Source organism: Arthrobacter sp. P1_H7 (assembly GCF_056405215.1).
Genome location: NZ_JBFUCO010000004.1, coordinates 514,661 through 541,096 on the forward strand (window position 1 = coordinate 514,661; position 26,436 = coordinate 541,096).

27 protein-coding genes and 1 pseudogene are annotated in these 26,436 nt (G+C 67.9%); 22 read left to right on the top strand and 6 right to left on the bottom strand.

Annotated features, from left to right (window positions below; all coding sequences use genetic code 11):
* Nucleotides 1-9: 9 nt before the first annotated feature.
* The 11 genes from AC1DXI_RS06130 (at nt 10) to AC1DXI_RS06180 (ending at nt 13,615) form a co-directional block, all read left to right on the top strand.
* Nucleotides 10-1,692, top strand: coding sequence for an ABC-F family ATP-binding cassette domain-containing protein (locus AC1DXI_RS06130; protein ID WP_476937863.1), 1,683 nt, complete (start codon nt 10-12; stop codon nt 1,690-1,692).
* Nucleotides 1,693-1,756: 64 nt separating this feature from the next.
* Entirely contained in the window at nt 1,757-2,530 is a 774-nt protein-coding gene (locus AC1DXI_RS06135; RefSeq protein WP_476937864.1) for a DeoR/GlpR family DNA-binding transcription regulator, read from the top strand.
* Complete coding sequence (locus AC1DXI_RS06140; RefSeq protein WP_476937865.1) at nt 2,527-3,714, top strand: MFS transporter; 1,188 nt, start codon at nt 2,527-2,529, stop codon at nt 3,712-3,714. Before AC1DXI_RS06135 ends, AC1DXI_RS06140 begins: the two co-directional genes overlap by 4 nt.
* Nucleotides 3,715-3,792: 78 nt before the next feature.
* Complete coding sequence (locus AC1DXI_RS06145; protein WP_476937866.1) at nt 3,793-5,289, top strand: phosphatase PAP2 family protein; 1,497 nt, start codon at nt 3,793-3,795, stop codon at nt 5,287-5,289.
* Between the two features lie 150 nt (nt 5,290-5,439).
* On the top strand, nt 5,440-6,381 hold the full coding sequence (locus tag AC1DXI_RS06150) for an ABC transporter ATP-binding protein (RefSeq protein ID WP_476937867.1): 942 nt from the start codon (nt 5,440-5,442) through the stop codon (nt 6,379-6,381).
* A 3-nt stretch (nt 6,382-6,384) separates the two neighbouring features.
* Complete coding sequence (locus AC1DXI_RS06155) at nt 6,385-7,269, top strand: ABC transporter permease (RefSeq protein WP_476937868.1); 885 nt, start codon at nt 6,385-6,387, stop codon at nt 7,267-7,269.
* A 36-nt stretch (nt 7,270-7,305) separates the two neighbouring features.
* A complete protein-coding gene (locus AC1DXI_RS06160; protein ID WP_476937869.1) occupies nt 7,306-8,685 on the top strand; it encodes a sensor histidine kinase in 1,380 nt (459 codons plus the stop codon).
* Nucleotides 8,645-9,379 carry a response regulator gene (locus tag AC1DXI_RS06165; RefSeq protein WP_476937870.1) on the top strand — a complete coding sequence of 245 codons (735 nt, stop codon included), beginning with the start codon at nt 8,645-8,647 and terminating at the stop codon, nt 9,377-9,379. The genes AC1DXI_RS06160 and AC1DXI_RS06165 overlap by 41 nt, the downstream gene beginning before the upstream one ends.
* Before the next feature lie 285 nt (nt 9,380-9,664).
* The gene (locus AC1DXI_RS06170) at nt 9,665-11,128 is read left to right on the top strand and encodes an amino acid permease (protein ID WP_476937871.1); all 1,464 of its coding nucleotides are present in this window, start codon (nt 9,665-9,667) and stop codon (nt 11,126-11,128) included.
* A 233-nt stretch (nt 11,129-11,361) separates the two neighbouring features.
* Nucleotides 11,362-12,243, top strand: a complete 882-nt coding sequence (locus tag AC1DXI_RS06175; protein ID WP_476937872.1) for an intradiol ring-cleavage dioxygenase — start codon at nt 11,362-11,364, stop codon at nt 12,241-12,243.
* 55 nt (nt 12,244-12,298) lie between these two features.
* Nucleotides 12,299-13,615, top strand: coding sequence for a M18 family aminopeptidase (locus tag AC1DXI_RS06180; RefSeq protein ID WP_476937873.1), 1,317 nt, complete (start codon nt 12,299-12,301; stop codon nt 13,613-13,615).
* Nucleotides 13,616-13,661: 46 nt separating this feature from the next.
* On the opposite strand, the gene AC1DXI_RS06185 is transcribed toward AC1DXI_RS06180, so the two are convergent.
* Nucleotides 13,662-14,345, bottom strand: coding sequence for a DUF1345 domain-containing protein (locus tag AC1DXI_RS06185; RefSeq protein WP_476937874.1), 684 nt, complete (start codon nt 14,343-14,345; stop codon nt 13,662-13,664).
* 278 nt (nt 14,346-14,623) lie between these two features.
* Between AC1DXI_RS06185 and rpsF the strand changes: the two genes are divergently transcribed.
* The 4 genes from rpsF to rplI all read left to right on the top strand — a co-directional run bounded on the left by rpsF (nt 14,624) and on the right by rplI (nt 16,395).
* The gene (rpsF, locus tag AC1DXI_RS06190) at nt 14,624-14,929 is read left to right on the top strand and encodes a 30S ribosomal protein S6 (protein ID WP_026266755.1); all 306 of its coding nucleotides are present in this window, start codon (nt 14,624-14,626) and stop codon (nt 14,927-14,929) included.
* 55 nt (nt 14,930-14,984) lie between these two features.
* Nucleotides 14,985-15,560, top strand: coding sequence for a single-stranded DNA-binding protein (locus tag AC1DXI_RS06195; RefSeq protein ID WP_018775330.1), 576 nt, complete (start codon nt 14,985-14,987; stop codon nt 15,558-15,560).
* A 125-nt stretch (nt 15,561-15,685) separates the two neighbouring features.
* Nucleotides 15,686-15,925, top strand: a complete 240-nt coding sequence (rpsR, locus tag AC1DXI_RS06200; RefSeq protein ID WP_003800144.1) for a 30S ribosomal protein S18 — start codon at nt 15,686-15,688, stop codon at nt 15,923-15,925.
* 17 nt (nt 15,926-15,942) lie between these two features.
* Nucleotides 15,943-16,395, top strand: a complete 453-nt coding sequence (gene rplI / locus AC1DXI_RS06205; RefSeq protein ID WP_018775331.1) for a 50S ribosomal protein L9 — start codon at nt 15,943-15,945, stop codon at nt 16,393-16,395.
* 113 nt (nt 16,396-16,508) lie between these two features.
* Here rplI and AC1DXI_RS06210 read toward each other — a convergent pair whose 3' ends face one another.
* Nucleotides 16,509-16,931 carry a DUF1801 domain-containing protein gene (locus tag AC1DXI_RS06210; protein WP_476937875.1) on the bottom strand — a complete coding sequence of 141 codons (423 nt, stop codon included), beginning with the start codon at nt 16,929-16,931 and terminating at the stop codon, nt 16,509-16,511.
* A 126-nt stretch (nt 16,932-17,057) separates the two neighbouring features.
* Here AC1DXI_RS06210 and AC1DXI_RS06215 point away from each other — a divergent pair.
* From AC1DXI_RS06215 to AC1DXI_RS06225, 3 genes and pseudogenes are all read left to right on the top strand, one after another.
* Nucleotides 17,058-17,869 (top strand): annotated as a pseudogene (locus AC1DXI_RS06215) (PhzF family phenazine biosynthesis protein).
* Nucleotides 17,870-18,030: 161 nt separating this feature from the next.
* Nucleotides 18,031-18,660: an FMN reductase gene (locus tag AC1DXI_RS06220; protein ID WP_476937876.1), complete on the top strand. Its 630-nt coding sequence runs from the start codon at nt 18,031-18,033 to the stop codon at nt 18,658-18,660.
* A 54-nt stretch (nt 18,661-18,714) separates the two neighbouring features.
* Nucleotides 18,715-19,122 carry a TFIIB-type zinc ribbon-containing protein gene (locus AC1DXI_RS06225; protein WP_476937877.1) on the top strand — a complete coding sequence of 136 codons (408 nt, stop codon included), beginning with the start codon at nt 18,715-18,717 and terminating at the stop codon, nt 19,120-19,122.
* A gap of 57 nt (nt 19,123-19,179) precedes the next feature.
* On the opposite strand, the gene AC1DXI_RS06230 is transcribed toward AC1DXI_RS06225, so the two are convergent.
* Nucleotides 19,180-19,752, bottom strand: coding sequence for a hypothetical protein (locus AC1DXI_RS06230; RefSeq protein ID WP_476937878.1), 573 nt, complete (start codon nt 19,750-19,752; stop codon nt 19,180-19,182).
* A 3-nt stretch (nt 19,753-19,755) separates the two neighbouring features.
* On the bottom strand, nt 19,756-20,202 hold the full coding sequence (locus AC1DXI_RS06235) for a hypothetical protein (protein ID WP_476937879.1): 447 nt from the start codon (nt 20,200-20,202) through the stop codon (nt 19,756-19,758).
* Between the two features lie 670 nt (nt 20,203-20,872).
* Between AC1DXI_RS06235 and dnaB the strand changes: the two genes are divergently transcribed.
* On the top strand, nt 20,873-22,258 hold the full coding sequence (dnaB, locus tag AC1DXI_RS06240; RefSeq protein WP_018775337.1) for a replicative DNA helicase: 1,386 nt from the start codon (nt 20,873-20,875) through the stop codon (nt 22,256-22,258).
* Between the two features lie 21 nt (nt 22,259-22,279).
* Here the strand turns inward: dnaB and AC1DXI_RS06245 are convergent, their stop codons facing one another.
* Together AC1DXI_RS06245 and AC1DXI_RS06250 are read right to left on the bottom strand one after the other, a co-directional pair.
* Nucleotides 22,280-23,254 carry an acyl-CoA thioesterase gene (locus tag AC1DXI_RS06245; RefSeq protein WP_476937880.1) on the bottom strand — a complete coding sequence of 325 codons (975 nt, stop codon included), beginning with the start codon at nt 23,252-23,254 and terminating at the stop codon, nt 22,280-22,282.
* Nucleotides 23,255-23,263: 9 nt separating this feature from the next.
* Nucleotides 23,264-23,758 carry a DoxX family protein gene (locus AC1DXI_RS06250; protein WP_476937881.1) on the bottom strand — a complete coding sequence of 165 codons (495 nt, stop codon included), beginning with the start codon at nt 23,756-23,758 and terminating at the stop codon, nt 23,264-23,266.
* 149 nt (nt 23,759-23,907) lie between these two features.
* Here AC1DXI_RS06250 and AC1DXI_RS06255 point away from each other — a divergent pair, with 149 nt between their 5' ends.
* The 3 genes from AC1DXI_RS06255 (at nt 23,908) to AC1DXI_RS06265 (ending at nt 26,410) form a co-directional block, all read left to right on the top strand.
* Nucleotides 23,908-25,257: an MATE family efflux transporter gene (locus tag AC1DXI_RS06255; protein WP_476937882.1), complete on the top strand. Its 1,350-nt coding sequence runs from the start codon at nt 23,908-23,910 to the stop codon at nt 25,255-25,257.
* A 114-nt stretch (nt 25,258-25,371) separates the two neighbouring features.
* A complete protein-coding gene (locus AC1DXI_RS06260) occupies nt 25,372-25,965 on the top strand; it encodes a hypothetical protein (protein WP_476937883.1) in 594 nt (197 codons plus the stop codon).
* Between the two features lie 82 nt (nt 25,966-26,047).
* Complete coding sequence (locus AC1DXI_RS06265) at nt 26,048-26,410, top strand: hypothetical protein (RefSeq protein WP_476937884.1); 363 nt, start codon at nt 26,048-26,050, stop codon at nt 26,408-26,410.
* Nucleotides 26,411-26,436 lie beyond the last annotated feature (26 nt).

Below are 26,436 nucleotides of genomic sequence, written 5' to 3' on the forward strand. Positions count from 1 at the left end.
ATTGAACGCGTGGCTCATATTGACGTATCCGGCATCGACTACTTCCTCTCCGACGGCACCCAGCTGCTCAACGGGGTGACCTTCAAGGTCCCGGACGGCACCAAGACAGCGCTGATCGGGCCCAACGGGACCGGCAAGACCACGCTGTTCCGGATCATTTCCGGGGACCTCGTCCCGGACGAAGGCGTGATCGGCCGCTCCGGCAACATGGGGATCATGCGCCAGTTCGTGGGCCAGGTCCGGGACGATTCCACGGTCCGCGACCTGCTGGTCTCCGCCGCCCCGCCCGCCCTTGCCGCCGCCGCGCGTACCGTCGACGAGGCAGAGCTCGCCATGCTGGAGCACGACGACGAGCCCACCCAGATGGCCTATGCCCAGGCGATTGTGGACTGGGGGGACGCCGGCGGCTACGACGTCGAAACCGTCTGGGACGAGGTCTGCATGGCCGCCCTCGGCCTGCCGTTCGACCGGGCACAGCACCGCCCGGCGTCGAGCCTCTCCGGCGGCGAGCAAAAGCGTCTGGTCCTCGAGGCCCTCTTCGCCGGCCCCGACGAACTGCTGCTCCTCGACGAGCCGGACAACTACCTCGATGTTCCGGGCAAGCGCTGGCTCGAGGCGAAATTGAACGACTCGAAGAAGACCGTGTTCTTCATCAGCCACGACCGCGAACTGCTCAACAACGCCGCAGGCCGCATCGTCACGCTGGAACCGGGCATCAACGGCGCCGGCGCCTGGATCCACGGCGGCGGCTTCGGCTCCTACGTGGACGCCCGGGCCGACCGGAACGCGCGCTTCGAGGAGCTGCGCAAGCGCTGGGACGAGGAGCACGTCAAGCTCAAGGAACTCGTCAACATGTACAAGAACAAAGCCGCGTTCCGTTCCGACATGGCCAACCGTTATCACGCGGCGCAGACCCGGCTCGCGAAGTTCCTCGAGGCCGGCCCGCCAGAGGCCCTGCCGATCGAGCAGAACGTGCAGATGCGGCTCAAGGGCGGGCGCACCGCCAAGCGCGCCGTCGTGGCCGAGAAGCTGGAACTGACGGGCCTGATGAAGCCGTTCTCCACGGAAATCTGGTTTGGCGACCGGGTGGGCGTCCTTGGTTCCAACGGATCGGGCAAGAGCCACTTCCTGCGGCTGCTCGCGACCGGCGGCTCGGATCCCGAGCGGGAGCACCTGCCGGTGTCCGACGTCGAGATCGCGGAGGTGCCGCACGAGGGCACTGTGAAACTCGGCGCCCGGATCCGGCCCGGTTTCTTTGCCCAGACCCACGTCCGGCCCGACCTGCTGGGTAAGACCCTGCTTGAAATCCTGCACCGGGGTGACGAGCACCGCTCGGGGATGGGCCGCGAAGCCGCCGCCGGGGCGCTGGACGGCTATGGGCTGGCGGCGCAGTCCGAGCAGAAGTATGAATCCCTCTCCGGCGGCCAGCAGGCGCGGTTCCAGATCCTGCTGCTGCAGCTCTCCGGCGCCACGCTGCTGCTGCTCGACGAGCCCACGGACAACCTGGACCTGCACTCGGCCGAGGCCCTGGAACGGGCGATCGACCACTTCGAGGGCACCGTCCTGGCGGTCACCCACGACCGCTGGTTCGCCCGCACCTTCGACCGGTTCCTGGTTTTCGGCTCCGACGGCAGGGTTTACGAGTCCGCCGAACCGGTCTGGGACGAAAAGCGCGTTGAGCGCGCCCGCTGATCCCGCGTCATCCTTCATCTGCGCAACAAGTGATTAAATGATCACAAGCCGCTAGCATTTGAGCATGAGCACTGATGAGCGGCACCGCCTGATCGGCGAACTGCTGCGCGACCGCGAGCATGTGACGGTGGACGAGCTGATGGCCGCCTGCGGCGCCTCCGGCGCCACCATCCGCCGTGACCTCGACACACTGGCCCTTCACGGCGTGTTGCGGAGGGTCCACGGCGGAGCCAAGAGCCTGGTTTTGGGCGGTGAAAACCCGCACTACGGACAACGCGAACTTGAGGACCACACCGCCAAGGTGCGGATCGCCGCAGGGGTGGCGGCCATGCTCGCGGACCGAGGACACGTCTGGCTGGACAGCGGCACTACCGCCACGGAGATCGCGCGCCTGTTGCGCCAGCGGGAGATGACGATCATGCCGATGTCGCTGCGGGCCGTCACCGCGCTGTCCCCGGACGACGGTCCGGCCGGCCGCCGCCCCGAGCTCCTGCTGCCCGGCGGCAGCCTCGTTCCCGGTGAATTGTCCTTCCGCGGGCCCATGACGGAATCCAACATCCGCTCGCTGCGCTTCGACACCGCCGTCGTCACCCCGTGCGCCCTGAACCTCAAGGACGGGCTGTTGGCCCACGACCTCGACGACGCCGCGGTCAAGCGCGCCGGCCTGGAATCTGCCGCCCGGGTGATCGTCGCCTGTGCCGGCGCCAAATGGAACGCCAGCGCCGTCGCCCTCGTCGCCTCCCTGGACGCCGTGGATGCCATCGTGACCGACCGGCAGCTCAGCGCTGAAGAACTTGACCAACTCGCGCAACACTCGGTGGAAGCAGTGATCGTATGACCAGTACCGCAACCGTCCCGCAACTGAAGGCCGCCACCGGGGCGACTTTCCTTGTCTTCGGGATCAACGGCTTAGTCTTCGCCAGCTGGGCAGCCCGCATCCCCGCCGTGACCGAGATCCTGCACATCACCGCGGGCCAGATGGGAACCCTGCTGCTGTGCCTGGCGGTCGGTTCGCTGATCGCCCTGCCGACGGCCGGGTTCGTCGTCGGCCGGATTGGCACCGCCAACACCGTCCGCAGCGCCGGACTGGTGGCTGCGGTGGCCGGTGTCGGCGTCGCGCTGTCACTGATGGCCGCCTCCGTCCCGGGGACTGCCATTGCCCTGTTCTTCTTCGGGATCGGCGTCGGGTTGTGGGATGTTTCGCAGAACATTGAAGGTGCCGACGTCGAACACCGGCTCGGGCGCACCATCATGCCGCAGTTCCACGCGGCCTTCAGCGGCGGCGCGTTCGTCGGCGCCCTGATCGGCGCCGGATTGTCCACCCTGGGGGTCGGGCTCCCGGAGCACCTGCTGGTCATCGCCGCCGTCGTCGCCGTCCTGACCACGGTGGCCCCCCGCTATTTCCTGCCCCATCTGCCTGCCGAGACACCCGCCGCGGGGGACGCGGACCGCGGCAAGACCGGTTCGGCCTGGCGGGACGGGCGCACGCTGCTGATCGGCGTCGTCGTTCTCGGCGCCACCCTGACCGAAGGCGCCGGCAACGACTGGATTGCCAAGGCCGCGGTTGACGGCCTCGGCGCTGAACAATCGACCGGGGCGCTGCTGTTCGCCGCCTTCGTGCTGGCCATGACCGCCATGCGCTTCTTTGGTGGCCGTGCGATCGACGCCTACGGCCGCGTGGCCGTGCTGCGCGCCAGCATGGCGGCGGCCACCGCTGGGCTCTGCCTCTTCGTGTTCGCCGGCACCATCTGGCTGGCCGCCGCCGGCGCCGTGCTCTGGGGCGTAGGGGCCGCCCTCGCGTTCCCGATCGGGATGTCCGCCGCGGCGGACGACCCCAGGAAGGCGGCCGCCCGGGTATCCGTGGTGTCCACGCTCGGCTACATCGCCTTCCTCGCCGGGCCGCCCCTGTTGGGCTACCTGGGCGACGTCACCGGCATCAGGACCGCCCTGCTGGCGATCGGGATTCCGATTGTGGTGGCGCTGGTGCTCGCCGGAGCCGCGAAGCCCCTGCCCGCGAAGTAGGTGCCTGCGAGGCAGCTGCCCCGCCGCGCCCGCCGGAACCGGCCCCCCGCTGGCCGCATCCGGCAGTATGGTGGTCCAATGCGAACCATGCTGAGGAAGGCCCCCGGCCGCCTGTCGAAATTCGACCGCAAACTGGTGCGCGCCGTCTCCAATCTGCCGGGCGGAGGCCATGACGAGTTCTTCCGCCGCCTGTCCGCCGCCGCGAACAAGGGCAAACTGTGGTTCGGCGTCGCCGGAGCCATGGCCCTGGTGCCCGGGAAGACACGCAGGGCAGCGGTGCACGGACTCATCGCGCAGGGCGCGGCCTCGGCGGTCACGAACCTCGTGTTCAAGACCCTCCTGCCCCGGACCCGCCCCCTGCCCGAACACCTTCCGGTCTTCCGCTTCGTGAACCCGCAGCCGACGAGTTCATCGATGCCGTCGGGCCACTCGGCCTCCGCGGTGGCCTTCGCGCTCGGAGTCGGCATGGTCCGCCCGGCACTCGGGGTGGCGCTGGCCCCTGTCGCGGCCGGAGTGGCCTACTCCCGGGTCCACACCGGGGCCCACTGGCCCTCGGATGTACTGTTCGGTTCCGCGATCGGCGCCGCCGCGGCCATGGTGACGCGGAAGTGGTGGCCCGTCCGGCCGCCGTTCCCGGAAACCCGCCGCAGCGCCGCCCGGGCCGCGGAGCTCCCGGACGGCCAGGGGCTCGGCATCGCAGTCAACACCCTCGGCGGGTCCTATGCTGACGAGACCGTCGACGCCCTGCAAAATGTATTCCCCAAAGCGTATATAAAGGAAATCGGGTCCGACGAGTCCGTCGACGCGGGCATCGCCCACGTCGCGACCCGGCCGGGCATTGCGGCCCTGGGCGTCTGGGGAGGCGACGGAACCGTGGGCGCCGCGGCGGCCGCCGCCGTCGAACGTTCCCTCCCGCTGCTGGTGCTCCCCGGCGGAACGCTGAACCACTTCGCCCGCGACGCCGGGACCCCCACCCTGGCGGATGCCGTGCAGGCGGCGTCGCGCGGCGAGGCCGCCGTGGCCGACGTCGGCCACGTGAGTGTCGAACGCGGGCTCCCCGACAGCCCGGAGCAGCTCGAGCTGATCATGCTCAACACGGCCAGCATCGGCCTCTACCCGAACCTGGTCCGCCGGCGCGAACAGCTCCAGCCGGCGCTGGGTAAACCCCTGGCCGGAGTAGTGGCCATGGTCCGGACCTTCGCGGCCGGGACCCCCACCACGCTGGTCGTCAACGGGGTGCGGCACCGGCTGTGGATCCTGTACATCGGCCGCGGCCGCTATTACCCGCGCGACCACGCGCCGCTGGTGCGCCCGGTGCTGGCGGACGGTGTCCTGGACCTGCGGATGATTACTGCCGATGAGCCGTTCGCCCGGCTGCGGCTGATCTGGGCCGTGCTCACGGGCACCGTGGCCACGTCCGGGATCACCCATCTGAGCGAAACGGACCGGATCACGGTGGAACCCGGGAACGGGCCCATGGTCCTCGCCGTCGACGGAGAGGTCATGCCCGGGGTGCGGCACGTCGAATTCACGGTCCGCCCCGGCGCGCTGACCTACTACTCGCCCCTCGGGTGAACCCTGTCATCCTCGCGGACTACCCTGATTCGCCCCTGAATCATCCCTGAGACCGGCGAAATACGCCGCCGGCCTCGGTAGCGTGGTGTGCAGACGGGCCCGTGACTGCGGTGCCCGGGACCATCTCCCGCTACGCAAAGGAACGCTTCCATGATCGAAGCACGAGGCCTGACCAAGGTTTACGGCGACAAGACCGCCGTCGCCGGCGTCAACTTCACCGTCGAAGCCGGCAGGGTCACCGGCTTCCTGGGCCCGAACGGGGCCGGAAAATCCACCACCATGCGCATGATCATGGGGCTGGACCGGCCGACGTCGGGCTCAGTGACCGTCAACGGGTCCCCGCTGACCGCGCATGCCGCCCCGCTTCGTGACGTCGGCGCGCTTCTGGACGCCAAGGCCGTCCACACGAGCCGCTCCGCCTACAACCACCTCCTGGCCATGGCGGCGACCCACAGCATCCCGAAGAAACGGGTCCACGAAGTCATTGAGATGACCGGACTGGCCGAGGTGGCCAGGAAGAAGGTCGGCGGCTTCTCGCTCGGCATGGGCCAGCGGTTGGGCATCGCCGCCGCCCTTCTGGGCGACCCGCAGACCGTCATCCTGGACGAACCCGTCAACGGCCTTGACCCGGAGGGCGTGGTGTGGGTCCGCAACCTGGTGAAGTACCTGGCCTCCGAAGGCCGCACGGTCTTCCTTTCCAGCCACCTCATGAGCGAGATGGCCGTCACGGCGGACCACTTGATCGTGATCGGCCGCGGCAGGATCATTGCGGATGCCCCGATCCAGGAGATCATCACCGGCAAGGGCCAGGGCCGCACACGGGTCCGCACCGACCAGCCGGACCGGCTCATGCAGCTGCTGGCCGGGACCGGCGTCTCGGTGGAGGTCCAGGAGCGCGAACTCCTCGAAGTCACAGGCCTGGACCCGCGGCAGATCGCCACTGCGGCGCTGGAGAACCACGTCATGATCTACGAACTCACCCCGCTGCAGGCCAGCCTCGAGGAGGCCTACATGGAACTGACCAAGGATGAGGTCGAATACCACTCGCTGATCACCACGGGCGCCGTTCCCGTCGAAGCCGGAGGCAACTAAGCCATGAGCTCCACAACCGTTGAATCCACGCCCTCGCGCCGCGGCGCCGACGCACAGCGGTCCGGAAACGGCAGCAGTTCCGGCCCCGGCCCCAGCTTCCTGCGGGTCCTCAACTCCGAATTCATCAAGTTCCGCACCCTGCTTTCCACGCTGATCCTGCTCGGCTCCACAGTGGTGGTCACGGTGGGGTTCGGGGCGCTTTCGGCCTGGGGGACGGGCCAGTTCTCCGAGGCCGCAGCCCAGGACCCGCAGGCGGCCGCGACGATCGCGGCGCAGGGCGGGGACCTCGCCGTCGGCGTCCCCACCTCCGGCATCGCCTTTGCCCAGCTGATCCTGGGCTCCCTCGGCGTGCTGCTGATGAGCTCCGAATTCACCACCGGCATGGCGCGGTCCACGTTCGCGGCAGTGCCAAAACGCATCCCCGCGTTCGCGGCCAAGCTCGTGGTGGTGGTGCTGACGTCCTTCGTCGTCACGGCCGCGTCCACCCTGGCCGCCGGGTTCGTCTCCGTGCCCATCCTGGATAACTACGGCCTCGCCCTGGACCTGGGCAGTTCGCAGTCGCTGAAGATGCTCATGGTCAACAGCATCTACGTGGCAGCAGTCGCGGCGATCGGCATGTCCCTGGGCACCCTGATCCGCAACTCGGCGGGCGGCATCATGAGCCTGGTGGGCCTGTTCTTCGTGGCGCCCATCGCCTTCCAGCTCATCCCGGGCGACTTCTTCGTGGAGGCCCGCAAGTACCTGCCCGGCAACACCGTGGAGCCGCTGACCGCTGTGGAGCACCTCCCGGACACGCTTGAAGCCTGGCAGGCCGGCCTGGTGCTGGGCGCCTGGGTTGTGATCCCGGTGCTCCTGGCCGCCATTCTGCTCAAGAGGCGGGACGTCTAGGCCGGCGCCACAGGCCCCAGAGTCTAGGCTCAGAGCATGATCGATGCGGTACCTGTCAGGGACGCGCCGGCCGGACCGGCCGACGCGTCCCTCGCTGAACTCACGGCCCGCCGCCGTGGCCGGCTCCGGCGCTACCTGCTGGCCAACCCGCGGGTCATGGACGTCCTGGTGGTGCTCTGCTACCTGGTCCTGGTGACGCCGACGGCGGTCGAGTCGATCATCCATGGCGACTGGCCGGTGGCCGTGTTGCTCGCCGCCGCCGCGCCCGTCCTGCTCTTCCGGCGGGTGTATCCGGTCCCGGTGGCGGCGGTTGTGGGGGCCTTGGAGCTGGCGGTCACCCTCCTGCATCCCTGGGGATCCAATGTCTCCGCCGGGCTGTGGTTTTCGCTGTACGCCGTCGCCGTCGTCCGCACCCGGCGGTTCGCCCTGGCCGCCCTGGCACTGACCACGGCCCCGCTTCTGCTCCTGTACCTCCTGCTGGCCGTCGGCCCGCTGGACGGGCGGCTCCCGGACATGGCGGTCCGCACACCGGAGAATTTCCAGCTGCTCACGGGCATCGCGGCGGGCATCGGCATCGCGCTCTCGAATGTGATCGCCACGGGGATCGGGATCTCGGTGCGGCAGCGGCGCGAGCACGAGCACGAGATTGCGGCCTGGGCCGCCCGGGCCCAGCAGTTGGGCTCGGTCACGGAACGGAACCGGATCGCGCGCGAAATGCACGACGTCGTCGCGCACTCGCTCACGGTCATGATCAGCCTGTCGGACGGCGCCGCCGTCGTGGTCAAGAAGGATCCCGAGCGCGCCGCCGGCGTCCTGGCCGAACTCTCCCGGACCGGACGCACCGCGCTGGCCGACATGCGGCGCGTCCTTGGCGTGCTGCGGGAGGACGCCGCCACAGGACATGCCCCACGCGAGCCGCTGGTGGCCGGGGGCAGCCTGGCCAAACTGCTCGAGGGCTTCCGCACCGCGGGACTGCCGCTGCATTACACGCACACCGGACCGTCCCTGCCAGCCGATGCGGCGTTCCAGCTGACCGTTTACAGAATTGTGCAGGAATCGCTGACCAACGTGCTGCGCTACGGCCGCGCGCTCAGCCGGGTGGACGTCAGCATTGTCCGGAACGGCACCCGCGTCACCATTGAAGTGCTCGACGACGGCAGGGGCACCGTTGACTCCGGCACTCCCGGGACCGGCGCGCAGGCAAAGCCGGACGCACTGGACTCCTTCGGCACCGGGCATGGAATCGCCGGAATGCGGGAGCGGGCCAGGATCTACGCCGGCACCGTGTACGCCGGGCGCGCCGGTGACCGCGGCTGGCGCGTGCACGCGGAACTGAACTGCAACGGCGAGAATGCCACGGAATCAAGGGGGAACAATGTCCGACAACAGACCGGTACGCGTCCTGCTGGTGGATGACCAGCCGCTGCTTCGGATGGGCTTCCGCCTCATTCTGGAGGGTGAAGACGATTTGAGCATCGTGGGCGAGGCATCCAACGGTGCCGAAGCGGTCCGCCACGTCCGGGAGCTCGCACCCGACGTCGTCCTGATGGATGTGCGGATGCCGGTGCTGGACGGGATCGAGGCCACCCGGGCCATCGCCGCCTCGGGGTCCGACGCCAAAATCATCATCCTGACCACCTTTGACCTCGATGAATACGCCTTTGCAGCCCTGCGGGCCGGGGCCTCTGCGTTCCTGCTCAAGGACGTGGCGCCGGCGGAACTGATCAGCGCGGTGCGGGTGGTGGCCAGCGGCGACGCCGTGGTGGCACCGCGCGTTACACAGCGGCTGCTGGAGACCTATGTCCGCGGCGCAGGCGGCATGGATCCTGCAGGGACAGCCGGTGCCGGCGGCCAGGGCGCCGGCAGCCCCGCACGCCCGGCGCGGGATCCGTTGCTGGAGGACCTGACACCCCGCGAAAACGAGATGCTCGGGGCGATGGCGGAGGGGCTCTCCAATGCCGAAATCGCGCACAGATACTTCCTGTCCGAGGCCACCGTCAAGACGCATGTGCGCCGGATCCTGACCAAGCTCCACCTCCGCGACCGCGTCCAGGCCGTGGTGTACGCGTACGAGACCGGCCTCGTGGTGCCGAGCAACGCGGACTACTGACGGACGCCGCCCGGCGGCCGCGAGGCAGGCTACCGGCCGGTAGTGCCTGAAGCAGTGGTTTCAGGCACATTGCCGAATTGCCCATGTGACAACTTTGGTTGCCCCCTTGGCCTTCCCGTTGGGGGATAGCCCGGTCTCACCCGGCGTCATTTGTGGGACTGCACAAGACGGACCGTGCGCCGCGCGGTCTAGTGTGAAACGACATTGTGGTCCGCCGCACAGCATGGATTCGATTCCGTGCCGGCACAGAGCGGGCCTGAACCCCCCACGAAGGACGGCGCTTCCATGCCCGCTGACCAGCAGCTCTCAAAATCCCTGAAACCCAGGCATCTGTCCATGATTGCCATCGCCGGCGTGATCGGCGCCGGACTGTTTGTCGGTTCGGGTGCGGCGATCCAGCAGGCCGGCCCTGGCATCCTGGTTGCCTATGCCGCGGCGGGACTCGTCGTCATCCTCGTCATGCGGATGCTGGGCGAGATGGCCGCGGCCAACCCGGAAACCGGCTCATTTTCCACCTACGCGGACAAGGCCCTGGGCCGCTGGGCGGGGTTCAGCATCGGCTGGCTCTACGCATGGTTCTGGATCATTGTCCTCGGCATCGAGGCCACGGCCGGGGCAGCGATCATGCACCGCTGGGTCCCCGGCATTGACCAGTGGGTGTGGGCGCTTGTGCTGATGGTGCTGCTGACGCTGACCAACCTCGGGTCCGTGAAGTCGTACGGCGAGTTCGAGTTCTGGTTCGCTTCCATCAAGGTCGCTGCAATCGTGCTCTTCCTGCTCTTCGGCGCCGCCGCGATCCTGGGCCTCGTCCCCGGCGTTCCGGCGCCCGGCCTGGACAACCTGATTGGCAACGGCGGGTTCATGCCCAACGGCCCCGGCGCCGTCCTGGCCGGCATCCTCGTGGTGGTGTTCTCGTTCTTCGGCGCCGAAATTGCCACCATCGCCGCCGGCGAATCCGAGAACCCGGTCGATGCCGTCAAGAAGGCCGTGAAGTCCACCGTCTGGCGCATCCTCGTGTTCTACATCGGCTCCATCGCCATTGTGGTCACCCTGCTGCCCTGGAACTCCGCTTCCGTCGCCAAGAGCCCCTACGTTGCGGTCATTGAGCTGTTCGGCATCCCCGGCGCCGGAACCATCATGGACATTGTGGTGCTGACCTCGGTGCTCTCCTGCCTGAACTCCGGCCTCTACACCGCCAGCCGCATGCTGTTCTCGCTGTCCCGCCGCGGCGATGCCCCCAAGTCGTGGATGCGGATTTCCAAGCGCGGCGTGCCTGCTGCCGCGGTGCTGGCCTCCACGGTGGTCGGCTTCGTCACCGTCGGACTGAACTACGTCGCCCCGGACACGGTCTTCCTGTTCCTGGTCAACACCTCCGGCGCCATCGCGCTGTTCGTGTGGCTTGTCATCGCGACTTCCCAGCTGATCCTGCGCCGCCGCATGGGGGCCGCCGCCAAGGACCTCCAGCTGAAAATGTGGCTCTTCCCGTACCTGACCTGGGTCTCGATCGTCAGCATCGTGGCCCTGCTGATCGGCATGGTGATCCTGGAATCCACGCGGGAATCGCTGCTGCTCTCGCTGGCTCTCGCCGCCGTCGTCGTGGGGATCGGGGTCATCCGTTACCGCAGGAACGGTTCGAAGGCCGCTGTTCCCGCAGCAGGTGCCGCCGGGGCTGTCGCCGGGGACGCCACGGTGGCTGACGCCGAGGCTGGCGCCGAGGACGCCACGGTGGGCGCCCGCCCGGTCTCGTAGCCCGGAAGGCCCCCCGCGGCGGTCCCGGACCACCGGACATGCCCTCCCCCCGCGCCCACCAGTGGACATAGCGCCATTATGTCCACTGCTCGGGCCGAGGGGAGGGCATCTCCATGCGTGCCGGGGGGACATGCCCAGTCCCCGCGCCGTGGGGAGGGCATGTCCAGCGGGAGCACAGCCGCATCACAGGAAGGGACTAGCCAGCCCATAGCGCGGCCGGGTTCGATGGGCTCATGACAAAAATTCCCCATCCCCCGCACGAGCCGCACCCCAACCATGACCGCGGCCTGGAATTCGATCTCTCCACCCTCGTGAGCCGCCGATCGCTGGGCATGTTCCTCGGTGCGGGAACGGCCGCGGCCCTCGCGGCCTGCAGCCCGGGCGGCACCAGCGGCACCAGCGGCAGTTCGACGTCGGCCGCGGCGACGTCGGCCGCAGCGACTTCGGCCTCGGCCACTCCGACGCTGACCCGGGCAATCGCCGAGTGCGGGGTCGAAATCCCGCAGGAAACCGCCGGACCCTACCCCGGTGACGGTTCCAACGGTCCCAACGTCCTCGAGGCATCCGGTGTGGTCCGTCAGGACATCACATCCAGCTTCGGGACCTCCACCAGCACGGCCGAGGGCGTACCGCTGACCGTCACGCTGACCCTGCTCGACAACGCCAACGGCTGCACCCCGCTGGCCGGCGCCGCAGTCTACGCCTGGCACTGTGACCGCGAGGGCAAATACTCCATGTACGATTCCGGGCTTCAAAACGAGAACTACCTCCGCGGCGTCCAGGAGGCCGACGCCAACGGCCAGGTCACGTTCAAGACCATCTACCCCGGCGCCTACAACGGCCGCTGGCCGCACATCCACTTCGAAGTGTTCGAGTCCATGAACAATGCGACGGCGGCCGGCCAGGTCCTGGCGGTGTCACAGATCGCCTTGACCGAGGCGGCCTGCAAGGAGGTCTACGCGTCGGCCGGCTACGAATCCAGCGCTCAAAACTTCCCCCGCACCACGCTGAAGTCCGACAACGTCTTCGGCAACGACGGCGGCATCTACCAGCTGGCCACCATGACCGGCTCGGTAGCCGCGGGCTACGCCGCCGGTCTCAACGTCACCGTCTAGGCTCGGCGTCGCCCGTCTCCCGGGGGCCCGTGCGAGCCGGGCTAGACTCGGAACCATGCCAACACCGAGCACTGCCGCAGAGCACATCCAGGACCTCGGCGCGTACGTCAGCGCGTCGCCGTCGAGCTTCCACGCCGTCCACGAAGCCGCGCGCCGGCTGGACACGGCGGGCTTCACGGGCCTGGACGAACTGCAGCCCTGGCCGGAGCCCGCGGCCGCCACTGCCGGCAAGTTCTACGTGATCCGCGACGGCGCCCTCATCGCCTGGGTGGTGCCGGCAGGCGCCGGACCGACCACGGGTTTCAACATCCTCGGCGCACACACGGACTCGCCGTCCTTCAAACTCAAGCCGAAGCCCACCACCGGCAAGTTCGGCTGGCTGCAGGCCGGCGTCGAGGTCTACGGCGGACCCCTCCTGAACTCCTGGCTGGACCGCGAACTTCAGCTCGCCGGCAGGCTCGTCATGCGCGACGGCACCCAGCACCTCACGGCCACCGGCCCGCTGCTGCGCTTCCCGCAGCTCGCCATCCACCTGGACCGGGCCGTCAATGAGGGTCTGGCCTTGGACAAGCAGCAGCACATGAATCCGGTCTTTGGCCTGGGCGATCCCGCCGGCGAGGACCTGCTCGGACTCCTCGCGGACCGGGTTGCCGACGCCGAGGTGGATCCGGCGCAGATCGGCGGGTACGACGTCGTCATCGCGGACACTCAGGCCCCGGCGGTGTTCGGCGCCAGGGGCGAATTCTTCGCCTCCGGCCGGCTCGACAACCTCTCCGCGACGCACGCAGGGCTCACGGCCCTGGTCGCGCACGCCGCCACGCCGCTGCCGGACGGTGCTCCCATCGCCGTGCTGGCCGCCTTCGACCACGAGGAAATCGGCTCGGCGTCCCGGTCCGGGGCGTGCGGGCCCATCCTCGAAGATGTCCTCGTGCGGATTTCGGACGGACTCGGTGCCTCGGCAAGCCAGCGGCGGCAGGCCTTCGCAGCCTCGTTCTGCGTCTCCGCGGACGCGGGCCACGCCGTACACCCGAACTATCCCGAGCGGCACGATCCCGCCAACCGGCCGGTCCTCAACGGCGGTCCGCTGCTGAAGATCAACGCCAACCAGCGCTATGCGACCGACGCCGCCGGGGCTGCCCTCTGGGCGCGGCTTTGCACCGACGCCGGGATTCCGTACCAGGAATTCGTCTCCAACAACGTGATGCCGTGCGGGTCAACGATCGGCCCGCTGACCGCCACGCGGCTGGGAATCCGGACGGTCGACGTCGGCGTCGCCCTGCTGTCGATGCATTCGGCACGCGAGCTTTGCGGTGTCGAGGACCCGCACCGGCTGGCCGAGGTGACACGGACGTTTTTCCGGACGGCGGCCTAACGCCGGGCGGCGCCCTTTGACGGGCGTGGACGGGCCTTAGCCGGGCCTAGACGGTCAGCCCGACCACGAGGTTGAGAGTGGCGGCCAGGATGATGGTCCCGAAAATATAGGACAACAGGCTGTGCTTGAGCGCCTCGGCGCGCACACTGTGGTTTTCCAGGGCAGTGTCCGAGACCTGGTAGGTCATACCGAGGCTCGTGGCGAGGTAGGCGAAATCCGTGTACTGCGGGGGGCCGGCCTGGTTGAAGTCGATGCCGCCAACCGCCGCCCCCGCGCGGACGTCGGTGCTGTAGTACAGCTCGGCGTAACGCAGCGTGAACAAGGTCTGGACCAGCAGCCAGGACATCGCCACCGAGGACAGCACCAAAAGCCCGCCGCCGAAGCGCGCCCAGGTGTCAGTGCTGTGGGAATCGATAACGACGGCGGCCACCGCGACGAGGCTCGCCGCATTCGTGGTCAGGATCAGCAGGTCGGTGACGCTGCGGGACGGGTCCTCGGCCGTGGCGTGGGCCCTGGTTTGGGTGGGGTCCAGCCGGCCGACCACCAGCCAGACCCAGACCACATAGCAGGCCGCGGCGCAGGTCCAGCCGACCGCCGGCGCCTCCACCCAGTACCCTGCCAGCCCGGTCACCGCGGCGGCGATCACGCCGACCATCATCATGGCCGCGAAGCGCAGCCGGCTGCGGCGTACCGGTGGCGGCACGGAGGTGGAATCGGTGTCGGTGTCCATTTTCAGATCATGGCACAGACCATGGCCCGGGAACCCGCCCCGCCGCGCTCGGTGCGGCGGTTTTCCACATGAGCGTCCCGCCCGCTTCCGGCGCCGGGCGCCCGGGTCTAGCGTGGCCCCATCAGGAATCGTCGAAACCAGCCCCGATGCACTAAGATATTGAAGTCTGTGCTGCGCCCTGCCTCCGTTCCGGCGGCCGGGCATTGCATGGCACCGCAAATGAACCTCCTGTTACGGAAATGCCGTAACCGCTTAGCCCAAAGGAGGTGGGTTCACATATGCGTCCTTACGAATTGATGGTAATCATCGACCCCGAGGTCGAAGAGCGTGCCGTTGAGCCGTCGCTTCAGAAGTTCCTGAACGTCATCACCAACGATGGTGGAACCATCGAAAAGGTTGACATCTGGGGCCGTCGTCGCCTGGCTTACGAAATCCAGAAGAAGTCCGAAGGTATCTACGCCGTGGTGAACTTCACCGCTGAGCCGGCTACCGCCAAGGAACTTGACCGCCAGCTGAGTCTCAACGAGACCATCATGCGCACCAAGATCACCCGCCCCGAAGAGCAGAAAGTTGTTGCTGAGTAATTCAGCGGCCAACCTTCAATCTTCATCCCCGCAGGAACGCACAAGGAGGCAGTAGATGGCAGGCGAAACCACTATCACGGTTATCGGTAACCTCACCAATGACCCCGAACTCAGGTTCACACCGTCCGGTTCGGCCGTAGCGAATTTCACCATCGCTTCTACTCCCCGCACCTTCGACCGGCAGTCCAATGAGTGGAAGGACGGGGAAACCCTGTTCCTCCGCGCTTCGGTCTGGCGCGAAGCAGCCGAAAACGTCGCCGAGTCCCTGACCAAGGGCATGCGCGTGATCGTCTCCGGCCGCTTGAAGAGCCGTTCCTACGAAACAAAAGAAGGCGAGAAGCGCACCGTTATCGAGCTTGAGGTCGATGAAATCGGCCCGAGCCTGCGCTACGCCAACGCCAAGGTCAACCGCACCCAGCGCTCCGGCGGTCAGGGTGGCCAGGGTGGCTTCGGCGGCGGCAACAGCGGCGGTGGATTCGGTGGCGGCCAGGGTGCAAACCAGGGCGGCAACACCGGTGGGACATGGGGCGGCAACCAGCCCGCCGCGCAGGAAGACCCGTGGGCCACGCCCGGGGTCAGCAATGCGGGCGGCGGCTGGGGCAACGGCCCGGATTCCGAACCTCCCTTCTAAACAACATCTAAGGTCCGGCAACGAAAACCGACTGGCCGCCGCAAGGCGGCCTGGTGCAGACTGCGCCGGATCACCACCATCCCGTGGATCAATATCCACGGGCTCCATCGAATAGGAGCTCCACGATGGCTAAGGCTGAACTCCGTAAGCCCAAACCAAAGTCCAACCCCTTGAAGGCCGCTGACATCACTGTCATCGACTACAAGGACGTAGCATTGCTGCGCAAGTTCATCTCCGACCGCGGAAAGATCCGCGCCCGTCGCGTCACTGGCGTCACGGTGCAGGAACAGCGCAAGATCGCCCAGGCAATCAAGAACGCCCGCGAAGTTGCTCTGCTGCCTTACTCCGGCGCTGGCCGCGGCTAAGGAAGGGATTAACTAAAATGGCAAAGCTCATTCTGACCCACGAAGTAACCGGTCTCGGTGCTGCTGGCGACGTTGTCGAGGTCAAGGACGGTTACGCACGTAACTACCTGCTGCCCCGCAACTTCGCCCTGACCTGGTCCAAGGGTGGCGAGAAGCAGGTTGAGTCCATCAAGGCTGCCCGCGTTGCCCGCGAGCACGCTTCCCTGGAAGACGCTCAGAAGCAGGCTGCTGCACTCTCCGCCAAGCCGGTCAAGCTGGTCGTCAAGGCTGGCGCAACCGGACGCCTGTTCGGCACCGTCAAGCAGGGCGACGTGGCCGACGCTGTTGAGGCCGCAGGCCTGGGCCGCATCGACAAGCGCAAGGTTGAACTGCCGGCTCACATCAAGTCGACCGGTTCCTACCAGGCAAACGTCCGTCTCCACGACGACGTTTCCGCTGTGATCGAACTCGACGTAGTCGCAGGCAAGTAGCCCTCACCGGCTGCGGTCCTGAACTGCTGGAAGGCTCCCGCCTCCGGACCCCTCTGAGGGACCGACGGCGGGAGCCTTCTGCTTTTAACTCCAACAACTCCAACGCGCGGGGCCTAGTCGTGGTGCAGCACCGTGGTGACATGCCGGTAGCCGAGCCGGACCAATTCCGCCAGCACGGCCTCGTCCACGTCGTCGAGCTTGTTGACGTACAGGCAGCCGACACCGAGCTTGTGCCTGCCCAGCCTGCCGAGGAGTTCGGCGGCCGCCGGCCCATACGTCAGGCCGTAGAGCGACAGGCTGGATTTCCTGGGGGAGAAGCCGACCGCCGCGGCATCGCCCTCCCTGCCGCTCGCGTACTTGTAGTGGTAGCGGCCGAAGCCCACAATCGTCGGACCCCACATTTGCGCCGGTTCCCCCGTGATTTCGGACATCAGTGCCAGCAGGCGGAACCCGTCAGCGCGCCGGACCGGATGCTCGACGGCGGCCAGGAACTCCTGAACCGACGCGCCGGTTGCCTGCGTTTTGTTGTCAGCCATGAGGGCAGTCTGGCAGACGCCGGCGGTACTGTCAGCCTCGGACGGCGCCGCCGGCGGCGTCGGTGATAGCCTGCTGCGGCGAACCCCGGTCCCGCCGCAGCGCCCCGTCTTCGTCCCTTCAACCAGGTGGACGTCTTCTCCGCCGAGCCCTACCGCGGAAACCCGCTGGCCGTCGTCGGCGACGCCGAGGACCTCGCGACGGAGACGATGCAGCGGTTCGCCAACTGGACCAACCTTTCGGAGACAGCGTTCCTGCTGCCGCCCACGCACCCCGATGCCGACTACCGGGTGCGGATCTTCACCGGCAGCGAGGAGTTTCCCTTTGCCGGACATCCCACCCTGGGTTCGGCCCACGTCTGGCTCGAGACTGGCGGCATCCCGAAGCAGACGGTGTGGTGGTCCAGGAGTGCGGGGCTGGGCTGGCGAGGCTGAGGCGCGACGGCGGACGCCTTGCGTTCGCGGCCCCGCCGCTGACCCGCTCGGGAGCCGTGGCTGGGGAGGACCTGGTACGAATCGCCGCCGGCCTCAGGCTGCCCCGGGAAGCGATGCTGGACGCGTCCTGGCTGGTCAACGGCCCGGACTGGATTGGTGTGCTGTTGGAATCGGCGGAACAGGTGCTGGGCATCCGCCCGGACTATGTGGCCATGACGGGCCTCAAGGCCGGCGTCATCGGGCCGCACCCTGCCGGATCCGCCGTCGACTTCGAAGTGCGCACCTTCATCCCGGGCGACGCCGCCGCGGAAGACCCCGTCACGGGCAGCTTTAACGCCGGGGCGGCCCAATGGCTGATCCGCAGCGGACGGGCCCCGGAGTCCTACCTCGCGGCCCAGGGGACCGCCCTGGGCCGAGCCGGCCGGATCCATGTCGACGCCGCCGGCGAGGACATCTGGGTGGGCGGAGACTCCGTGAGCTGCATCGAAGGGTGGGTGCTGCTCTGACTCGTTGCCCTATCGGTTGTGGCTGTTATTCCGGCCCAATAGGGACCAAGAGTGATAGGGCAACGGTGCCCGGGAATAAATCCCCGCGGCCGCCGCTTCTAAAGGTAGATGCAAACGCATGTAGTCGTGTTGCTGACCAGGATTCAACTTAGGAGCACTCCGTGGAAACCCGCCGCATCACCGTTATCTCCGCCGGACTCGGCGTCCCCTCCTCGAGCCGCCTGCTGGCGGACCAGCTGGCCGCCTCGGCCGAACGGCAGCTTGCCGCGGCCGGCTACGCCGTGGACGTCGAGGTCGTGGAGCTGCGGGACCTCGCCGTGGACATCGCCAACAACTTCGTGACCGGATATGCGGCGCCGCGGCTGGCCGAAGTGATCGCCGGCGTCGAGGCCTCTGAAGGCTTGATCGCCGTCAGCCCCGTGTTCAGCGCGTCCTACAGCGGGCTATTCAAGTCCTTCATCGACGTGCTCGACCCCAAGGCGCTCGAAGGCAAGGCGGTTCTGCTCGGGGCCACCGCCGGCACGGACCGGCACCAGATGGTGCTGGACTTCGCGATGCGGCCGCTCTTCACCTACCTGCGCACACGGATCGCCGCCACCGCGGTCTTCGCCGGGCCGCAGGACTGGGGAAACAACGACGACGACGGCGGCTCGCCGCTCTCGGTTCGCGTGGACCGGGCGGCGGGGGAGTTTGTCGCCCTGCTGCAGGACTCAGGGCCGCAGCAGAAGCCGGCCGCGCTGGAGTCGCTGCCGTTTGAACAGCTGCTCGCCGGAATCTCCGGCCAGCGGTAGGCTCGGCCCGGCGTCCGTCCGAACCTTTTCGGCCGCCCGCTCGTTGTCCGGGACATGAAGTGTCCCGTGGATTCTATTGACCTGATCATGAGTGAACGCAGCGGAGTGGAGATCGACTATTGCCCCCAATGCCGCGGGGTGTGGCTGGACCGGGGAGAGCTGGACAAGATCATCGACCGTGCGGCGGAGTCACTGGGCCCGGCAGCTGCGGGCCCCGCCGCGCCGTTGCCGCCGGCAGCGATGCCACCTACTACACCCGGTCACATACCGCCCCCGCTGTACAACCTCGACCCGCGCCGGGATGACCGGCGTCCGGATGACCGCCGCTATGACGACCGCCGGTACGATGAGCGCCGCGACCGCCCCCGCCCCGACCAGTCGAGGTATGAGCAGCCGCGTTACGATGACCGGCGCCGTCCCAAGAAGAAGGAAAGCTGGCTGGGGGACCTGTTCGACTTCTAGCCCTGCGGATTCCCCGGCCCGTAAAGTGGCCCGGACTGGGCGTGGGGCCCGCGGTGCTCAGTCGCCGAGCAGTGCGATGAATTCCCGGGCCTGCTTCATGGAAATATCCGAGTGGCGGGTCAGGGCGGTCGCTGCGGCCTCGGTGTCGCCGCTCTTGGCCAGGGTGCGGATCCTCCCGTAGATCTCATCATTGAGCATGTTGCTGCTCACCTCGCGGGTGACATCGCCCTTGCTGGCGATCGCGCGGTAGCGGTACGAGAACCGCTGCGGGACGTCGTCGTCGTCCGGAACGGCCGCCGGCGCGGGCTCCGGGGCGCGGAACGGCTGGGGGTGGGCTGCCAGTGCCGCGACGGCGTCGCGGGACGCCCGGAGGCCCTCGCCTGTTGCCTCGAGGTAGACCTTGATGGCGGCCATGGCCTGCCCCTGCGCGATTAGCGCGTAGAGCTGCCGGTGCTGTTCCTGGGTGAGCCTGGCGGCCGCGGTCCGGGCCAGCTCCGCGGAGTCGTGGTCCGGCTGCGGCATGGGTGCCGGACCCGAGCGTTCACCGCGGCGGCTCCACGCCCGGACGGCGATCAGCACAGCGGCGGCCACGAGCACCAGGATCAGTACGGGGATGAGCAGGGAGTCCATGTGCTAGAGCCGATCTACGTAATTCTTTGCGGTCTTCAGATCCGAGTGGGTCGACTGACGCAGCAGCCGGGCGGCCTTCGTCTTCTGGCCGTCGCGGGCCAGCGACTGCAGCTGCAGGAGGAGTTGCGGACTCAGGTGTCCGATGGCGAACAGCGCGTCCTCGTGGCCGGCGCCGCCCCGGCCCAGCAGGGCGGAGCGGGCGTGGTCGGCCTGTTGCGATTGCTGCTGGGAGTTCTGGCTGGGGCGCGTGGTCGCTTCAATGCGGGCGCGGGAGGCCTCGGCAGCATGGACCTGCGCCGCGTAGTGGGCCTGGGACTTAACCGCCAGTTCCTGCTGGTAGCGCTCGGCCTCTGAGATGCCGTGGTTCCGCGGCTTCAGCGCCGTGACCGCCGCCCAGAGCACCGCCGTGAGGATGAGGGCAGGCAACATGACTATCAGTACATCGCCCATGTTTAGAGCTTATGCCAGATTGCCGTTATCCACAGCATGTTCCGCACCCCGCGTACAGTGCGCGGCGGCGGGCGTCAATTCGCTTCGGTGGGATGAATCCGGTCACAAAATGTGCAAATCGGGCGGCAAATGTGGCCTCCTGTGCTGCCTCGTATCCCCAGCCCCAAGGTGCAGGCTGTGGATGAAGCTTGGCGGAAATTGTTTTGTGTCCACAAGATGAATCCAACATTTCCGCAGGTCAAGTACAGATTACAGGCCTAACTTTTTTTCTATCCACAGCTCTACCCACAGACTGTGCACAAGCATCAGGCACTAGTGCACAGGTTATCCACAGGGCAGCGGAGTGGCCGGGTTGGTGCCTGCCCCATCGGCGGATAACGTTGCAGGATATCGGGCGTGGGAAGCGGAAAACCTGCGGTCGCCGGGTGGTGCCTACCGGGCCACCGACCCCGGGGCCCGACGGCCCACGGCCGCACCAACACTGTGGATATCGGCGGTTGTCGGACCGGCGCTAACTGTCGGAGCTGACTGGTAAGAATAGAGCGGCCGGCATGTGCCGGGGTTTGCCGCCGGCATCACGGCATCACAGCGATTCGGCATCACGGCAGTTCGGCGTCACTGCGGTTCGGCGTCACAGCGATTCGGCATCACACAATGAAGGACGGCAGTTTTGTCAGTTACGCATCTGGACTCAGTCGAGGGTACGCGGGGAGCCGAAGGCAGCCGCAAGCCTCCGCAGGACATCCCTGCGGAGCAGTCAGTCCTGGGCGGCATGATGCTGTCCAAGGACGCCATCGCCGACGTCGTCGAGATCCTGCGTGGCCAGGACTTCTACCGTCCGGCGCACGAAACCATCTACGAGGCCATCATCGACCTCTACGGCCGCGGCGAGCCCGCGGACGCCGTGACCGTCTCGGACGAGCTGACCAAGCGCGGCGAAATCAACAGGATCGGCGGACCCGCCTACCTGCACGAACTCATTCAGACCGTCCCCACGGCCGCCAACGCCGGCTACTACGCCGAAATCGTGGGCGAACGCGCGGTGCTGCGCCGCCTGGTTAACGCCGGCACCAAGATCGTCCAGCTCGGCTACGGACAGGACGGCGAGGTCGAAGACCTGGTCAACCAGGCCCAGGCCGAGGTCTACGCCGTCGCCGAACGCCGGACCGCCGAGGACTACGTGGTCCTCAAGGACGTCATGGAATCCACCGTGGACGAGATCGAGGCCTCGGGCCACCGCGGCGAGGGCATGGTGGGCGTCCCCACGGGCTTCTACGAGCTCGATGAACTCACCCACGGCCTGCATCCGGGCCAGATGATCGTCATCGCCGCCCGGCCGGCCGTCGGCAAATCCACGTTCGCGCTGGATTTCGCCCGCTCGGCCGCCATCAAGAACAACCTCGCGACCGTCATGTTTTCCCTCGAAATGGGCCGCAACGAAATCGCCATGCGCCTGTTGTCCGCCGAGGCCACGATCGGCCTCCAGGACCTCCGCAAGGGCACTATCAAGGACGAGCAGTGGTCCAAGATTGCCACCACCATGGGCCGGATGAACGATGCGCCGCTGTTCATCGATGACAGCCCCAACATGTCGCTGATGGAAATCCGGGCCAAGTGCCGGCGCCTGAAGCAGCAGCATGACCTCAAGCTGGTGATCCTGGACTACCTGCAGCTCATGAGCTCGGGCAAGAAGGTGGAGTCCCGCCAGCAGGAAGTCTCCGAGTTCTCCCGTGCCCTGAAGCTCCTGGCCAAGGAGCTGCAGGTGCCCGTGATCGCGCTGTCGCAGCTGAACCGTGGCTCCGAGCAGCGCCAGGACAAGCGCCCTATGGTCTCGGACCTGCGCGAATCGGGCTCCATCGAGCAGGATGCCGACATGGTGATCCTGCTGCACCGCGAAGACGTCTATGACAAGGAGTCCCCGCGCGCCGGTGAGGCGGACATCCTGATCGCCAAGCACCGTAACGGCCCCACAAAAGACATTGTGGTGGCCTTCCAGGGCCACTACTCGCGGTTTGCCAACATGGCCGCCGACGCCGGCGGTGGCGGCGGCTTCTAGCCCCCTGGCCCCTGCCTGGCCCTAGCGGTCGCCGGCCGCGAGCAGGTGGTTGGGCAGCCGGTTCCCCGGGGCCCGGCCGCGGATTTCCAGCAGTTCGCGGGCGTGGGCGTGGAGCCGGATGTCTTCAGCGGACACCGGCACCCACTGCGGAATCGGAACCGAGGTGCCGGTCTCGTCGCGGGCGACCATGACGGTCAGGCAGTAGGTGGTCAGGTTCAGCTCGCGCCCCTTGGGGTCTCCGGACCGGACGTGGACGGCGATGTGCATGCCCTTCGTTCCGGTGTAGACCAGCCGGGCCTCCACCTCCACGACGTGGCCGATCAGCAGCGGCCGGTAGAACCGCACGCCGCCGGAGAATACGGCCACGGTGTCCTTGCCGCAGTAGCGGGAGGCGCAGACGTAGGCAGCCTCGTCGATCCATTTCATGACGATGCCGCCGTGCACCTTGCCGCCCCAGTTCACGTCCGTGGGTGCCGCCATGAACCGCAGCACCACACGCTCGGCCGTGCCGGCGTCGGTATATTCCTGTCCGCTCATGGCCTCCACGATGTCCTCGCGGACTTTGATCCGGGCCAGCGCGTGGTCCCGCTGTTCGATTTCTTCCGGCGTCACGGGGACGAACTGCGGCACCGGTATGGGCTTACCGTCAGCGCCCACGGCCACGAAGATCACGATGCACTGGCTGCGCATGGTGGCGGGGCCGCCCTTCGGATCGCCCGAGGACACCACGGTGCGGATATGCATCGAGGACCGCCCGGTGTACACGATCGTGGCCTCGACCTCCACCATGTCGCCGCTGTTGACCGGGTCCGCGAAGTGGATGTTCCCCACGTAGGCCGTCACGCAGTAGGACTTTGCCCAGCCGACGGCGGCGGCATAGGCGGCCTTGTCCACCCACTCGAGCACGGTGCCGGCGTCGACCGAGCCGCTGTGGCCGACATCGGTGGGGGCCGCCAGGAAGCGCAGGGTCACGGAATTGGGCGCGTTCTCGCTCATATTGTGAGTTTACTGATTGGCCCGGCAGGTGCCGCCGGCCGGCGACACAATGGCTGTCCGGGACGCCATAACGCGGCCATAACCCGAAGACACAAACGACGGGGGGGGGGCCCCGCGGTCGGCGGAGAGCTTGCCGGCGCCGACGAGTGCCACGGCTGCGGCGGCTGCCGCCAGGATCAGGACGAGTTCGTAGCCGCCGGTTGCGACGAAGACGCCGGCGGAGGCGTGGACCATGAACAGGGCGCCGAGCATGTCCAGTGCGAGGAGGGCCGCAAAGACGCGGGTGAGCCAGCCCAGGATCAGCGCGACACCGCCGACGAGCTCAAGGGTGGCGACGACGGGAGCCACCGCCTGGGCTGCCGGAACACCCATCTGGGTGAAGGCGGCCTGGGTGCCGGCGATCGTGAATTCGTTGAATTTCTGCCAGCCGTGGGCGGCGAACAGGAAACCGGCGATGACGCGCAGGATGGTTCGGGCGGAGGTGGTCAGGGCGGGCTGGTCCATGGGAAATACCGTTTCGTAAGTAGGGGGCGTCGCGGCTCTCTGCCGCCGCGGCTTCGGTTGCGTTCAACATCAAGTCTCCCCGACATTTAGTTGAAATGTCAACTAAATGTCGGGCTGGGTCGATTCGTTGGCCCGGCTAGGGTTAAGCCGTGCAACCTTCCCCGCAGCTGTCCACCGCCCCGCCGCCGTCCACCGGGCAGCGCCGGGAGATCCTGCGCCTGGCAGTGCCGGCCTTCGGCGCGCTGATCGCCGAGCCGCTGTTCCTGCTCGCGGATTCGGCCATTGTCGGCCATCTCGGCGTGGCCGAACTGGCCGGCGTCGGGCTGGCATCGGCGGTCCTGCACACGGCAGTCGGACTGATGGTGTTCCTCGCGTACTCCACGACGCCGGCAGTGGCGCGGGCCATCGGCAACGGCCAGCTGTCCAAGGCCCTCGCCGCCGGACGCGACGGCATCTGGCTGGCGCTCCTGCTCGGACTCGTCCTTGCGGTCGCGGGATTCCTGGCCGCCGGGCCCCTCCTGGACCTGATGGGCGCCCGCGGCGAGGTCCATGGGTTTGCCGTGGACTACCTGCGCGGGTCCATGCCCGGCCTCGTGGCGATGCTGCTCATCTTCGCGGGCACCGGAGTGCTGCGCGGACTCCAGGACACCCGGACCCCGCTGATCGTCGCCGCCGCAGGGTTCACGCTGAACATCGCGCTGAACCTGGTCCTCGTCTACGGGCTGGGCTGGTCCGTCACCGGCTCGGCCGTGGGCACCAGCATCGCGCAGTGGGCCATGGCGGCCGTCTATGTGCTGATCATCCGGCGCAACGCCCGCACCAACGGCGTGTCTTTGCGGCCGGACTGGCATGGCATCCGGGCCCTGACCGGAGTGGGTTCCTGGCTGATGTTGCGCACGCTCAGCCTGCGGATCGCGATTCTCGCCACGGTGGTGGTGGTCACCGCCCAAGGGCCGGTCAATCTCGCCGCGCACCAGCTGGCCATGACTATCTTCACGTTCTTCGCCTTCGCCCTCGACGCCCTCGCAATCGCGGCCCAGGCCCTGATCGGCAAGGAACTCGGCGCGGCCCGGCCGGTGGAGGCACGTGCGCTGACGCGCACCATGACCCGGTGGGGGCTCGGCTTCGGCGTCCTGACCGGGGTCCTTCTGGCTGCCGCGGCACCGTGGGCGGGCGCCCTCTTCACGCCCGACGCCGAAGTCCAGGCGGCGCTTACCGTCGCCCTTTGGGTGCTCGCCGCCGGGCAGCCGCTGGCCGGGTACGTCTTTGTCCTCGACGGCGTCCTCATCGGCGCGGGCGACGCCCGCTACCTGGCGATCGCCGGGGTCGTCAATCTCGCCGCTTACCTGCCGCTGCTGCTGGCCGTGCTGTCTTCCGGCGCCGGAACGGGATTGCTCTGGCTGTGGGCCGCCTTCTCACTCGGCTACATGGCGGCGCGGGCGCTGACGCTGGGTCTCCGGGCCCGGACGGACCGGTGGATGGTCCTCGGCGCGCGGTGAGTGCAGGCTGGGTGTGCACTGAGCACCCGCTGAGCCGGAACCGCCGGCGGGTGCGCACTGGGCCGGCCCGGCCGGCAGACGCGCGCAGCGGCGGCTTCGCACTAAACTGGACGGGTGACTCTTCCCGCAGCGCCTGACGCGACCCCTGCCATCCGCGCCGCGGCCGACCTCTTCAAGCCCGTGCTTGTCAGGGCGGCCGTTGCGCTCGTGTTTGGCGCGGTCACCGTGTTCTGGGCGGCGCCCCCGGAGTCGGGAATGGGCTGGGCCGGCGGCCTGTACCTGCTGGCCACGGGTGTGGTGCTGATCTGGACCGTTCCCAAGACCGGATTCCGCCCGCAGGAAGGCGCCGGCAGGGTCCTCTCCGCCGGCGGAGCAGCCCTGGCCGGAGCCGGCGCGGCCGTGGCCCTGATCCCCGCCCCGCTCGTCTTCGGAACCGTCGCGGCCATCGGCCTGGGCGTGGCCGGCGCCGCGGAGCTGTTCGCGGGCATTCGTGGCCGCGGCCGGTCCGTGCTGGCCCGCGACTGGATCGCCTCCGGTGTGATCGGGCTGGGCACTGCGATCGCGCTGCCGTTCTTTATCGGCCTCGGCCCGCACGCCCTCCTCGGTGTTGCCGGCGGCGGGGCCATCATCAGCGGCGTCCTGTGGATGCTGTCCGGACTGACCCTGCGCCATGATGCTCCGGGCGATTCCGCGGAGGCCGTAAACTAGTACCGACAGGTTCTACCCGGCGTAGAACAATTGCGGTAACAAGACAGCCGCGCTTTTGCGCGGGCTGCAGGAGGAAAACACCTTGGCACAGCAGAAACCCGGAGCGCCCCGCAGCCTGCGGACCTCGGTCAAGGGACCGCTCATGTTCTCCGCCTTCTGGGCCGTGGTGGTATTCTTCGGCGTCCTGATCTTCGCCTCGGGCGGCAGCGCCCGCTCACCCCGCTTCGATCTGGCGCTCATCGGCGCCGGGATCGCCTTTATTGTGATCCTGGTGGTGGCCGCCATGCTGGCCATGAGCCACAAGGAGAACCCCGCCGACCTGGGGAAAGGCTCCGGCGTCAACCTCAGTTCCAAGCGCACGCCCTCCGGCCATGGCGGCCCGTCAGCGCAGCCCCGCCCCGAGGTCGGCCCCGGCGATTCCCGCGACAACGGGCCACGGGCCTAACAGCGGGGCTTAACACCCTAGGCCTC